General features: G+C 42.4%; 12 protein-coding genes. 10 read left to right on the forward strand and 2 right to left on the reverse strand.

Annotated features, from left to right (window positions below):
* The first annotated feature begins 38 nt into the window (after positions 1 to 38).
* From B0X70_RS14100 to folK, 4 genes are all read left to right on the forward strand, one after another.
* Positions 39 to 2,852 carry a condensation domain-containing protein gene (locus tag B0X70_RS14100; RefSeq protein ID WP_217469613.1) on the forward strand — a complete coding sequence of 938 codons (2,814 nt, stop codon included), beginning with the start codon at positions 39 to 41 and terminating at the stop codon, positions 2,850 to 2,852.
* Between the two features lie 6 nt (positions 2,853 to 2,858).
* Positions 2,859 to 4,220 carry a tetratricopeptide repeat protein gene (locus tag B0X70_RS14105; RefSeq protein WP_217469614.1) on the forward strand — a complete coding sequence of 454 codons (1,362 nt, stop codon included), beginning with the start codon at positions 2,859 to 2,861 and terminating at the stop codon, positions 4,218 to 4,220.
* 44 nt (positions 4,221 to 4,264) lie between these two features.
* Complete coding sequence (locus B0X70_RS14110; protein ID WP_200883244.1) at positions 4,265 to 5,029, forward strand: pteridine reductase; 765 nt, start codon at positions 4,265 to 4,267, stop codon at positions 5,027 to 5,029.
* Positions 5,030 to 5,106: 77 nt separating this feature from the next.
* Positions 5,107 to 5,649, forward strand: coding sequence for a 2-amino-4-hydroxy-6-hydroxymethyldihydropteridine diphosphokinase (gene folK / locus B0X70_RS14115; RefSeq protein ID WP_052105671.1), 543 nt, complete (start codon positions 5,107 to 5,109; stop codon positions 5,647 to 5,649).
* Between the two features lie 214 nt (positions 5,650 to 5,863).
* Here folK and B0X70_RS14120 read toward each other — a convergent pair whose 3' ends face one another.
* Together B0X70_RS14120 and icd are read right to left on the reverse strand one after the other, a co-directional pair.
* On the reverse strand, positions 5,864 to 6,259 hold the full coding sequence (locus tag B0X70_RS14120) for a hypothetical protein (RefSeq protein ID WP_217469615.1): 396 nt from the start codon (positions 6,257 to 6,259) through the stop codon (positions 5,864 to 5,866).
* Between the two features lie 321 nt (positions 6,260 to 6,580).
* Positions 6,581 to 7,834, reverse strand: coding sequence for an NADP-dependent isocitrate dehydrogenase (icd, locus tag B0X70_RS14125; protein WP_036781463.1), 1,254 nt, complete (start codon positions 7,832 to 7,834; stop codon positions 6,581 to 6,583).
* 138 nt (positions 7,835 to 7,972) lie between these two features.
* On the opposite strand from icd, the gene rluE reads away from it, so the two are divergent.
* The 6 genes from rluE (at position 7,973) to phoP (ending at position 13,169) form a co-directional block, all read left to right on the forward strand.
* Complete coding sequence (rluE, locus tag B0X70_RS14130) at positions 7,973 to 8,602, forward strand: 23S rRNA pseudouridine(2457) synthase RluE (RefSeq protein WP_217471736.1); 630 nt, start codon at positions 7,973 to 7,975, stop codon at positions 8,600 to 8,602.
* Entirely contained in the window at positions 8,595 to 9,044 is a 450-nt protein-coding gene (locus B0X70_RS14135) for an NUDIX hydrolase (protein WP_217469616.1), read from the forward strand. Before rluE ends, B0X70_RS14135 begins: the two co-directional genes overlap by 8 nt.
* Positions 9,045 to 9,128: 84 nt before the next feature.
* The gene (gene mnmA / locus B0X70_RS14140) at positions 9,129 to 10,232 is read left to right on the forward strand and encodes a tRNA 2-thiouridine(34) synthase MnmA (RefSeq protein ID WP_110087237.1); all 1,104 of its coding nucleotides are present in this window, start codon (positions 9,129 to 9,131) and stop codon (positions 10,230 to 10,232) included.
* 2 nt (positions 10,233 to 10,234) lie between these two features.
* Positions 10,235 to 10,864 carry a high frequency lysogenization protein HflD gene (gene hflD, locus B0X70_RS14145; RefSeq protein ID WP_110087238.1) on the forward strand — a complete coding sequence of 210 codons (630 nt, stop codon included), beginning with the start codon at positions 10,235 to 10,237 and terminating at the stop codon, positions 10,862 to 10,864.
* Positions 10,865 to 10,887: 23 nt separating this feature from the next.
* The gene (gene purB / locus B0X70_RS14150) at positions 10,888 to 12,258 is read left to right on the forward strand and encodes an adenylosuccinate lyase (RefSeq protein ID WP_110087239.1); all 1,371 of its coding nucleotides are present in this window, start codon (positions 10,888 to 10,890) and stop codon (positions 12,256 to 12,258) included.
* A 242-nt stretch (positions 12,259 to 12,500) separates the two neighbouring features.
* A complete protein-coding gene (gene phoP / locus B0X70_RS14155) occupies positions 12,501 to 13,169 on the forward strand; it encodes a two-component system response regulator PhoP (protein ID WP_036781478.1) in 669 nt (222 codons plus the stop codon).
* Positions 13,170 to 13,183: the final 14 nt, after the last annotated feature.

Below are 13,183 nucleotides of genomic sequence, written 5' to 3' on the forward strand. Positions count from 1 at the left end.
TCTTTAATTAAAATTAATGTGACCACAGTAGGTATACTATGAAAAATACCATTATTCTTGAGAAGCTAAGCGCCAACGACGAGACAATGTTAATCTCAGAATGGTTAGTCGAAGAGGGCGATTATGTCACTACCGGGCAAATGATCGCGAGGGTAGAAGCTTCCAAAGCCATAATGGAAATCCATAGCCCTATGTCGGGATATCTCCTTAAGAGGTATCAGACAGGAGATGAGGTTGCTGTAGGAAATGTTATAGCTGAAATCGTTCAAGAACCTACTTCTACCCCAAATAAAGAAGATCCCGATGCATCCATGTTCCAAGTGGATAGAAGCAATGCAACGGCCAGATTCTCTAAGGCCGCTACTGCATATCTCGAACAACATAGAATTGATCCTTCAAAACTGGGATTTAGCGGCCTCATAACTTTGGATTATCTCAGACAACATTTAGCTTTAGAAGAACACGTTCAAAAGCCATCCACAGCTATACTATTAGCTGAACCCCACGAATCGGATAAGATTTTATCATTAGTCGAAAATATCACGACTACGGAACCGATCGAAGTTTCGAAACAAGCTGAAATACGCATTCTCTCTGAAGCTCAGAATGGCTCATTACCCAGTTCTATCACTGTTCAGTTCAATTCCATCAATCTACGGGAAAAATTGCGAAATGATGCAAATTCCAGTGGACAAATTTTTCCTTATCTTTTGTGGATACTGGGTATCACACTGCAAGACTGGCCACAATTACTCTCTTATTATGAGAAACAACGGATTCATCGGTACAGCGCAGTGAATATTGGCGTTGCAATTGACATGAATCAAGGACTGCGAGTCCCCGTGGTTCGGCAAATAAATCAATTAGCATTGCCAAATGTGGAAGTAGCTGTCGCCGATTATGTCTGCCGATACCATGAAAACAAGTTAAGTCTTGAAGATGTCACAGGGGCGACCTTTACAGTTTCCGACCTGTCTGGTCAGAATGTTCTTCATTTTCAACCCATGTTAAATAAGCAGCAATGCGCCATTCTAGGAATCGGAGGTGATAAAGATCTTGAGGGATACCCTATGTCACTCACCTTAGTATTCGATCATAGAGTAATCACTGGCGCCATAGCAGCACAATTTTTAAATGACTTTAAACGAAGGCTACTCACCAACAATGCCACTAAATTACACTTATCCGATACAGAAGCTCAACAACCGCCCCCGGTTCACAGTCGCTTTTCCCCGACAAATCTAAAATTAGCTGACGATATCAGCAATATTTGGCAATCGCAGCTTGAATGCCAAGTAGTGAATCTATCGGATAATTTCTTCAAACTCGGCGGTGACTCGATGAAGGCTACCCACACGATATCGCAAGTCGCGGCTCATATTGCCGTTGCTGTACCTCTGCGATTGCTTTTCGAAAACCCCACCCTTCAAAAATTCACCCAGAGAATTATACAGCTAATTAATGAAACACCTCGAAACATTGACGATCTTTTACCTGAGTCGCCGGATAACTACGTTACACTCTCTCTTCAACAAGAGAGATTACTCAAATTATGCGCTGATGGAGATCCCTCTGACTATAACCTTTTCCGCGCTTATCGGCTCACTGGTCATCTCGATAGAGATGCATTAAGGCAAGCACTACATCACCTAACAAAACGACACGAAATCCTTCGTAGTCGATTCGATTGGGCCACCGCGTCATTTATTGGGTACTTTGAAGAAGATGCCGATCTGCCAATTGAGATAATTGACCTTTCTACAATAGCCAAAGAAGGTCAAGACAAACAATTAATGTCCACCTTACAACGTCATTCACAATGTGCCTGGAATGTAGGCGACTGGCTGTTTCATGTAAGCCTGGTTCTTCTCAAAGCAGACGAACAGGTTTTAACACTTTGTCTACATCACTTGATTGCAGATGGTGAGTCTATTCGAATTCTCACTGGCGAATTATCAACTTTCTATGCCCATGCGTGCGGTGACGAATCAGTTGCTTTGCCAAAAGATCTACAACGACAATATCGCCACTATTCCAACTGGCAACAACAATATATCCGTGATGTATCTGTAAAACGTCAAATAAGTTACTGGAAACATAAAATGGAAGGTGCACCTTCCCTACTCTCTCTCCCTATATCTATATGCAATCAATCAGAAATCTATCAAACAGGACGTTCCGCGTCAGAAGTATTCCAGATCCCACAAGAGATTGGTGTCCTTGAATTCAGCCGCCATATAGGAGCCACACCGTATGCGGTTCTTATGTCAGCTTGGTCAATTGTTCTTTCACATTATTCATCGCAACAAGAAGTCATTATTGGCACTGCGGCGGACAACAGACAACCGGAATATGGGAACAATCTTGGCTTCTTTGCAAACAATTGGGCAGCACGCATATTCGTTGAAGATACACAAGAATTCACATTACTGACTGAATCGATACGTCGAACTACTCTGGATGCAAAGGATAATATTGATTGGTCTTTTGGCACGATTGCCGATGCACTAGCTCCTCATGAAAAACACAAAGTACGATCACGCGTCTTTCAGGTCATGTTAATCATGCTTCCCAACGCAAAATTGACCTTACGAAACATTGAGAGCATACCCATAAACTTAGATATAGGGCGTGGTAGAGAACCTTTTGACGGCACAATTTTAGATATGACGCTATGGATATCTGTAGAGCATGAAAATATATGTGCAAAGTTAGTATATAACGTTGATCTCTTTCAAGAGAAAACGGTGAAATCCATAGTTCGATCATTCACAGCAGTCCTTCGGAAGGCATGTTCGGAGAACAGTATCACGCTGCTTAAACTTAAAGATACTTGTGAAACAATTGAGTAATCAAACATGATACCAGCACAAGAATTACACCGGTCAGCACACGAAGCACTAAATCGTCAAGATTTCGAACACTGCGCCAAACATTGTTACACACAGCTCAGGGCTGCAAATGAACAGTGTTGTCTGCAAGATGAAATCACTCTAGATTGTATTTATATGCTATTGTTTATACATGACATTTATAATCAACAATGCAATCTCCCTTTCACTGAGAAATGGACAAGACATGATCTATTCTCTTTGGCAGAAACTTATCATACTAAGAAAGCATCACTTGATACGCATATTAAACTGAAAGTTCTCAAAGGAAAGTACCTCGCCAATACAAAATCATCGGAAGCAGCAATCTTGGCGATACAAGATGCAGTCATTTTGGCTGAAAACAGTTGTACCCCCTATATCAAAGCCCTTGCATTAGCTGAATTAGGTCACAAGACTATGAAAATCAGCCTTAAGTGTGGGAGAGAATTGATCCGGCAAGCTCACTATATCCTGCATCAGAATCCAGTAAATCATGAACTGTCATTGGAAAACCAAAGGTATATCCATTTTATTTCTTCGATACATGGAGTTTGCGAGTTCGATTTTGGAAACTACGAAGCAGCTATGAAACATCTGTCAAGAGTTTATGAGTCAAGCCTGCACCTCGGCATCAAATTCGACATTTCCATCTTCTGCAACTACCTAGCACAAGTCCATATTAGTCTAGGGGATTATGAAACCGCTGAATCGCTTCTACTTAGCTGCCTTGAATATTTCATCCCTGAGAAAACGCCACACGCATGGAATGCGAATAATCGTGCACTCCTTGGCAAGGTCTATATGGAATGGGGAAAATATGACAAGGCACGTGAACACCTCATAACAGGGTGGAAAGAGAGTAAATTGGCTCGTAACTTACCTTTGATAACGCTTGTCCGAAATTACTATGCGGAATTTCTTTTACAACGAGAAAGTAGTCCGTCCAAACAAAATATCTCCTTGGCCGAAGAAATCTTGCAGGAAAATATCGCTGAAGCACACCAAGCTGGAATATATCGTAGCGAAATCCTTTCTTTATCGCTTATGGGACAAATTTCCCTCAGACTAAATAACTTTGACGCTGCCAAAAAATATAGCCAATCTGCTATTGATATGCTCATTCGCATGGGATGGCTACCCGCTCTCCGAGCACAGGAGATCTACATGAACCACTATACCGTAGCAATCAACTGTGGAGATATGGAGCAGGAAAAATGCTGGTTATCAGAAGCTTATAATGTGGTAATGAGCATAGCTCACCGTATTCTTGATGATACCAGACGCCTTTCATTTTTGAATCGGGTAAAAATCAATGAAATGATTGTTCACAAATATATGGAAACTTAATTTATCTGTATTTGCGAGATCTACTTTAATTACGGAAAATCAATATGAAAAATGAACATTTTATATCAATGCGAAAACGACGAGTTGCACTGATCACGGGGGCTGCCAGAAGATTAGGAGCTGTTATCGCAAAAGCATTGCATGCTGAGGGATTCAATATAGTAGCACACTGTAATACATCCCAATTAGAAGCCAACGAACTCGTTCAGGAATTAAATTCGATACGAGTCCACTCCGCAATATCTGTGCAAGCCGATCTGAGTGATTTACGCAATTGTGAACCCGTTATAAATGCAGCAATAAGTGAATGGGGACAATTAGATATATTAGTCAATAATGCCTCAACCTATTACCCAACAGAAATTGGATCTGTTTCCCATAGCCAATGGAATGATTTGGTCGATATTAACTTAAAAATACCGTTTTTTCTGATCCAAACTGCTATGCCTTGGCTACATCAGGTTTGTGGGAACATAGTCAATATAGTAGATATCAATGCTCAGCGTCCTCTAAAAGGATATCCTATCTATTGTGCTGCAAAGGCGGGCCTTGCACTACTCACCGAAGCGCTCGCTTTAGAGTTAGCGCCAAATATCCGAGTGAATGGCGTCGCTCCTGGAACTATCATGTGGCCTGAAAAGAGTAATAAATCAGATGATAGCGAAAAACTCACCACTTTGAAAAAAATCCCCCTTGGCCGAATTGGTGATGGCAAAGACATCGCTGAGGCGGTACGATTTCTTGCAATTTCAGAGTATGTCACAGGTCACATCATCAGGATCGATGGCGGTGCAATACTTTCCAGATAAAAGTTCCACGCTAGCAACATACATTTTTATGATGGAATAAGTGTCAGGTGATTTAATTTTTTGCGGGTAAATATGATATGAAGCACGAAAAAGTCATAGCAGCAGTGGCAATTGGAAGTAATCTTAATCAGCCTTATTACAACTTATTAGCAGCAGAAAATCATTTGCTGGCATTGAGAGAAAGTACAAACTTCCGATTTAGTCCGATATATAAAACAGCCCCGATTGACAGTACAGGAGCACCAGACTACTTGAATGCCGTTGTCGTCTTTGAGACATCGCTAACACCGGTGGTCTTGCTCACCGAGTTGCTAAGTATTGAAACTCTCAACGGCAGGAAACGCTCGTTTGTCAATGCTCCTCGAACACTGGATCTTGATTTACTCTTATACGGAGACAAGATTATATCTACGGAAAACCTGATTATTCCTCATCCGAGGTTTCATAAGCGCTTCTTTGTTTTAACGCCACTCAATGATTTATTACCTGAAACGCAACATCCGCTCCTTAAAGCATCGATTAGTGAACTTGAGCAAAAACTACAAACACTTTACGAGAAAGAAAAATACATATCTCATTTCGACCAAACATTTCGATCTGTTTCTGCTAACATTCATTAGAAAAGGGCCAAAAACAGCACATTGTTATCAATCAAATTTCTGTGTATTAACATGACTGACTCATAAATATAATTTCATAACAATTGGTTATTAGAACAAAGAAATTCAACACAACTCAGACCGCTTCTGTAAGAGCGGGAAGACACCTTAGCAAAAGGCAATGAAGAAGAGGAAAAAAAGAATAAGTTAGCAGTAACTTGCAAAAAATTGCAAGTTACTGGATAACAGTCGCCGCTTTAAAAATATATTCTTTGAATAGCAATGCCAGCGCCGCCGCAACAATAAACCATTGAAGTCGATCAAATTTACCTTCAAGTTTATCAAAACGTTTATCTATAGATTCAAAACGCTTATCCATAACATCGAAACGTTTATCTATAGATTCGAAGCGTCTATCTATTAATTCGAATCGCTTATCAACAGATTCAAAGCGTTTATCAATAGATTCGAAACGCTTATCAAGTGACGCAAAGTTAGCCTCGGTCTCACGGCGCAGATTATCCACACTTTCCTGAGTTGCAAGATGTTGCATATTCTGACCGCGATGTAAGAGAGCATTTAACACATCGCTCGTACTAAACTCTATTTTTTTATCATCTGAGCCACTCATCTTTTACCCCCCTCTCCCTAATCAGACAGAACGAATATTAACCTCAGTATACACTCTGTCATATGTGACTTGCAAAATTTCATGCCTAATAAAACAACAATATATACCTTTTAAGTGATTGAGATTTTCCAATTAAGGCTATAGGGCATAAAAAGGTAAAAACGACAGATAACTATCTGAAAAAAATAAAATTGAAGAATATAACGCAAAAAAACACGTTTATTTCCACTATTTTTGAGAATTTTACAGCAAAAATCCCTGTAAATTCAGAAAACCCCACGGAAGCATTAGCTACCGTGAAGTTTTCACAATGATGACGGATTACATATGCTGAATAATCGCGTCACCAAATTCGCTACATTTCAGCAGTTTAGCGCCTTCCATCAGACGTTCGAAATCATAAGTCACGGTCTTCGCGGCAATCGCGCCTTCCATGCCTTTAACGATCAGATCTGCGGCTTCTGTCCAACCCATATGGCGCAACATCATCTCAGCGGAAAGAATCACAGAACCTGGATTCACCTTATCCTGACCTGCATATTTAGGTGCTGTACCATGAGTCGCTTCAAACAAGGCACATTCATCACCGATGTTTGCTCCCGGAGCAATGCCAATACCACCAACCTGAGCAGCCAGTGCATCAGAGATGTAGTCACCATTCAGGTTCATACAGGCTATAACATCATATTCAGCAGGGCGCAACAGAATCTGTTGTAGAAACGCATCCGCGATGACATCTTTGACAATGATCTCTTTGCCGTTTTTCGGATTCTTAATTTTTACCCAAGGGCCGCCATCCAACAGTTCACCGCCGAACTCTTCACGAGCAAGCTGATAACCCCAGTCTTTGAAAGCACCTTCGGTAAACTTCATAATGTTGCCTTTGTGAACCAGAGTGACAGATTCACGGTCATTATCAATTGCGTATTCAATGGCAGCACGGACTAAGCGTTTAGTGCCCTCTTCAGAACAGGGTTTCACACCGATACCACATTGTTGTGGGAAACGGATTTTATTTACGCCCATCTCTTCTTGCAGGAATTTGATCACTTTATCCGCTTCGGCAGACCCCGCTTTCCATTCAATACCGGCGTAAATATCTTCTGCGTTTTCACGGAAAATAACCATATCGGTCAATTCAGGTTGTTTGACCGGACTTGGCGTTCCCTGGTAGTAACGAACAGGACGGAGACAAACATACAGATCTAATTGCTGACGCAATGCTACGTTCAGAGAACGAATGCCGCCGCCAACCGGCGTCGTCAGAGGACCTTTAATGGCTACGCGATATTCACGAATCAGATCCAACGTTTCATCCGGCAACCAAACATCTTTACCGTATACATGAGTAGATTTTTCACCGGTGTAGATTTCCATCCAGGAAATTTTACGCTCACCCTGATAGGCTTTCTGAACCGCTGCATCGACCACTTTCAACATTGCAGGGGTAACATCGACACCAATCCCATCCCCTTCGATATAAGGGATGACCGGGTTATTCGGAACAATCAGTTTACCTTTAGCGTCGACTGTTATTTTTTTACCTTCCGCCGGAATAACTACTTTGCTTTCCATTAACCTCTCCTTCAAGTAAGCGTAATACCTTGTTAATTTTTTGTAAGGGACGTGTCAATACTACTTGAATATTCTGCGAACGCCAATTGATAGCAGACTAATGTATAATACCCCTTCCATTTTATGCAGTGATCTATGATGACAAATTTCGCCATTAAAAAACACAGACTTAACCGATTCAGCCAAAGAAAAATATCACATTCTGTCAAAAAACCAACAGAACCTCGTCGAGTGTTGATATTTAACAAACCTTACGATGTTTTACCCCAATTCACTGATGAAATGGGCAGAACAACACTAAAAGACTTTATCCCGTTCCCAAATGTGTATGCTGCCGGGCGTTTAGATCGCGACAGTGAAGGATTATTAATTCTGACCAATGACGGCAAACTTCAAGCACAGCTAACCCAACCGAATAAAAAAACAGCCAAAGTTTATTATGTGCAAGTTGAAGGCATTCCAGATGAAGCTTCTCTCGATAAGTTACGCAATGGCGTCATATTAAAAGATGGGCCTACCCTACCCGCAGGCGCTGAGTTAGTTCATGAACCATCATGGCTTTGGCGTCGCCAGCCACCGATTCGTGAACGTAAAAATATTCCGGTAAGCTGGTTAAAAATAACACTTTATGAAGGCCGAAATCGTCAAGTGCGCAGAATGACAGCACATATCGGTTTCCCCACACTTCGGCTAATTCGTTTTAGTATGGGAAGCTTGCAATTAGGCAAGATGAAACCCGGTGAATGGAAGGAGATCAATTTTGTTTAGTCCCCACGTCACAGTTGCCTGTATTGTCCATGCCCAGAATAAATTTCTGGTCGTTGAAGAGACAATTAATGGCAAAGCATTATGGAATCAGCCCGCTGGTCATCTTGAGGCTGATGAAACATTGTTACAAGCGGCGGAACGCGAATTATGGGAAGAGGCCGGTATTCAGGCTAAACCACAAGCACTGCTGAAAGTTCATCAGTGGGTTGCGCCAGACGGCACGCCCTTTATCCGTTTTCTGTTTCTGGTTGAAATGGAACAACAAACCGCAGCCAATCCACAAGACCGTGATATTGACTGTTGCCATTGGGTTACAGCCGAACAAATATTCAATAGCCATTGTCTTCGTTCTCCTCTCGTCGCAGAAAGTATCCGCTGCTACCTGAAAAACGAAAAATATCCTCTCGCCCTATTGGATAGTTATGTTTCTCCGTTTATTTAATAACAAAACAGTAATACGTTTGATGCACCCCTGTCTGCAACGTGTTAAAGTACGACGCTCGTTTTTTTCTCCAGTGAGATTCCCATGTCAGATAACAGCCAGAAAAAAGTCATTGTCGGCATGTCCGGCGGTGTAGATTCCTCCGTCTCCGCCTATTTGCTACAACAGCAAGGTTATCAAGTGGCTGGCTTGTTCATGAAGAATTGGGAAGAGGACGATGATGAAGAGTACTGTTCAGCCGCGACTGATCTGGCTGATGCCCAATCCGTTTGCGATAAGTTGAGCATCGAACTTCATACCGTCAATTTTGCCGCCGAGTATTGGGACAATGTTTTCGAACATTTTCTTTCTGAATATCGAGCGGGCAGAACACCTAATCCAGATATTCTATGTAACAAAGAAATTAAGTTTAAAGCATTTCTGGAATTCGCTGCTGAGGATTTAGGCGCGGATTACATCGCAACAGGTCATTATGTCCGTCGCAAAGATATTAACGGTAAAAGCCAATTATTACGCGGGCTGGATAACAATAAAGACCAAAGTTATTTCTTATACACTCTGAGCCACCAGCAAATTGCTCAAAGCCTATTTCCTGTCGGTGAACTGGAAAAACCGGAGGTTCGTCGTATCGCGGAAGAAATCGGTCTGGCGACGGCAAAGAAAAAAGATTCCACCGGTATCTGTTTTATCGGCGAGCGCAAATTCCGTGATTTCCTTGGCCGTTATTTACCTGCCAAACCTGGCCCCATTATGACTGTAGATGGAGAAACCGTCGGTGAACATCAGGGGCTGATGTACCATACGTTGGGCCAACGTAAAGGTTTAGGCATCGGTGGAACGAAAGAAGGCAGCGAAGAGCCGTGGTATGTCATAGATAAAGACGTTCAAAACAATATCCTGATCGTGGCGCAGGGGCATGAACACCCTCGTTTAATGTCTACCGGCCTTATCGCTCAGCAACTTCATTGGGTTGATAGAGAGACATTAACTAAAGAAATCCATTGCGTCGTCAAAACACGTTATCGTCAGCAGGATATTCCTTGCACTGTCACCCCCATAAACGAAGATAAAATTGAAGTCCGTTTTGCTAACCCTGTCGCCGCAGTCACCCCCGGCCAATCAGCCGTCTTTTATCAGGGTGAAGTTTGTCTTGGCGGTGGCGTGATTGAACAACGTTTGCAGGAGTAATCGTGGCAAAGAATTATTACAATATCACACTGGCATTGGCGGGAATTTGCCAGTCAGGTCGTCTGGTACAGCAACTTGCTCATGAAAACCAGTGTGATACCGATGCTGTCGCCACTATGGTTAATAGCATCCTGAACACTAACCCGACATCTGTTTTAGATGTGTTCGGCAATCATGAACGCAATCTGCGCACTGGGCTAAACGCATTGCTAGGGATGTTTAATAGCGCTAACAACAATGGTATTTCCGCCGATCTCACCCGCTATATCTTGAGTCTAGTCGCACTGGAGCGCCGACTAAATAAAAATCAGGCCGCTTTCGATGCACTGGGTAATCGTATCAGTTTGTTAGAGCGCCAACAGGCGCATTTTGAACCCATGTCAGAAGGGATGTTCAATGCGTTGGCCGGTATTTATGTCGATGTTATCAGCCCAATAGGCCCACGTATCCAAGTGACAGGTTCCCCGGATGTTCTGCGCAATCCACTTGTACAAGCGAAAGTCCGGGCTATTCTACTGGCTGGCGTCCGTTGCGCGGTCTTATGGCAACAAGTTGGCGGCGGTCGCCTGCAATTAATGTTTTCTCGTCAACGCCTGATCCAACAGGCGAAAGATATTCTTTCTCATTGTTAAATAAAATCCGGGAGTTGCTACCAATGGAATTGTCCTCACTAACTGCTGTTTCTCCGATCGATGGCCGTTACGGCGATAAAGTCAGCGCATTACGTACCATTTTTAGTGAGTTTGGCTTACTGAAATTCCGAGTGCAGGTTGAAGTACGTTGGCTGCAAAAACTGGCAGAATGTGCTGAAATTAAAGAAGTTCCCGCTTTTGATACAGACGCAAACGCTTACCTGAATGAAATTATCACAAATTTCAATGAACAGGATGCAATGCGCATTAAAATTATCGAACGCACCACTAACCACGATGTCAAAGCAGTGGAATATTTTCTGAAAGAGAAAGTTGCACATGTTCCTGCACTACACAAGGTTTCTGAGTTTATTCACTTTGCCTGTACTTCTGAAGATATTAACAATCTGGCTTATGCACTGATGCTACAAACAGCTCGTGAAGAAGTACTTTTACCACAATGGCATCAGATGATTGATACCATCAAAAAAATGGCGAGTGAATATCGAGATTTACCACTGTTATCTCGCACTCACGGCCAACCGGCCACACCTTCCACCGTTGGTAAAGAGTTTGCCAATGTTGCTCACCGGATGGAACGCCAGTATCGCCAACTGGAACAAGTCGAAATACTCGGTAAAATTAATGGCGCCGTGGGTAACTATAATGCCCATATAGCCGCTTACCCACAGGTTGATTGGCATCAGTTTAGTGAAACTTTTGTGACTTCACTCGGCATCAAATGGAATCCATACACGACTCAAATCGAACCCCATGATTATATTGCTGAATTGTTCGATGTCATCGCTCGCTTCAATACGATTCTTATCGATTTTGACCGCGACATTTGGGGTTACATCGCACTTAACCATTTCAAACAGAAAACGGTTGCCGGTGAAATCGGTTCTTCCACTATGCCACACAAAGTCAATCCAATTGATTTTGAAAACTCGGAAGGCAATTTGGGGCTGGCAAATGCAGTATTTGGTCATCTGGCAAGCAAGTTACCGATTTCCCGCTGGCAACGCGATCTGACTGATTCAACTGTATTACGTAACCTTGGTGTTGGCTTGGGATATGCTCTGATCGCTTATCAATCTACGATGAAAGGCTTAAATAAGTTGGAAGTCAATGAGCAGCATCTGCTGGATGAGCTAGATCAAAACTGGGAAGTGCTTGCTGAACCTATCCAAACAGTGATGCGTCGCTATGGTATCGAAAAGCCTTATGAAAAACTCAAAGAACTTACCCGCGGTAAACGCGTCAATGCTGAGGGGATGAAAATCTTTATCGATGGACTGGATTTACCGGAAGAAGAGAAAACTCGCCTGAAAGCCATGACACCGGCAAATTATATTGGCCGTGCAATTACACTGGTTGATGAATTGAAGTAATTGATATTCAACAGACGGATAAAACACCCGTCTGTTGCTATCCTTATATAAACCAATCCCAAACACACTTTAAAGTTATATTCTCTATTTCTACTTAACGTCTTGCTGTTACAGATCCATGTATCTAACATGTTCAGCCAGAACCATTGCATTGAATTTTTTACTGGCAGTTTTGTCTATATAACAGTCCGAATGAATTGATTATTACAATACTGCCTGCTGGAGTTGAGAAGGATTATTCCATGCGGATATTGATCGTTGAAGACAACATGTTACTGCGTCACCATTTAACGGTACAGCTTCGTGATACCGGTCATCTAGTTGATGCCGCGGCAAATGCCAAAGAAGCCGATTACTATCTGGTCGAGAGCGAACCCGATATTGCCATTGTTGATCTTGGTTTGCCCGGAGAAGATGGTTTAAGTTTGATCCGTCGCTGGCGCCAAAAAGATGAAAAACTCCCCATTCTTGTTCTGACCGCCCGCGAAAGCTGGCAAGAAAAAGTCACGGTTCTTGATGCAGGAGCGGATGACTATGTTACCAAGCCTTTTCATCTTGAAGAAATTATTGCTCGTATGCAGGCACTCTTACGCCGTAATAATGGGCTAGTTTCTCAGATCATTGAATTCCCGCCTTTCAAAATTGATCTGTCACGCAAGGAGTTAACAGTTTACGGAGAGAGCGTCAAACTAACGGCGTTTGAATACCGAATCATTGAAATACTGATGTGTAATAGCGACAAAGTTGTCACTAAAGAGTCATTAATGCGCCAATTATATCCCGATGCTGAACTGCGCGAAGGCCACTCCATCGATGTCTTAATAGGTCGGCTAAGGAAGAAAATATTGGATATCTGGCCCTATGAAGCTATCGTAACTGTTCGTGGCCAAGGCTATCGCTTTGATGTGTAAGACTTTCATAGGTA

This window comes from Photorhabdus akhurstii (assembly GCF_019090985.1).
In the GTDB taxonomy this organism is placed as follows: Bacteria; Pseudomonadota; Gammaproteobacteria; order Enterobacterales; family Enterobacteriaceae; genus Photorhabdus; species Photorhabdus akhurstii.